Annotated in this window: 1 pseudogene; it reads right to left on the bottom strand. The window is 61.2% G+C overall.

From position 1 onward, the window contains the following. Nucleotides 1-209, bottom strand: a pseudogene (locus tag QMX98_RS35050) (AMP-binding protein); the annotation flags it as partial.

Here is a 209-nt window from a genome sequence, read left to right as displayed (position 1 = left end):
ACGTCGTCCACACGCCCGGTGATCCAGTAGTAACCGTCTTCATCGCGACGTGCGCCGTCACCGGTGAAGTACATGCCACGGAAGGTCTTGAAGTAGGTGTCGACGAAGCGGTCATGGTCGCCGTACAGCGTGCGCGCCTGGCCTGGCCACGAATCGAGAATCACCAGGTTGCCCTCGGCCACGCCTTCGATGATGTTGCCCAGGTTGTC

Origin of the sequence: Pseudomonas sp. PS02303 (genome assembly GCF_029959925.1) — a bacterium.
GTDB classification, from domain to species: Bacteria; Pseudomonadota; Gammaproteobacteria; order Pseudomonadales; family Pseudomonadaceae; genus Aquipseudomonas; species Aquipseudomonas mandelii.
Note: the sequence above shows the minus strand (reverse complement) of the source record. Positions and strands in the feature narration are given on the sequence as shown.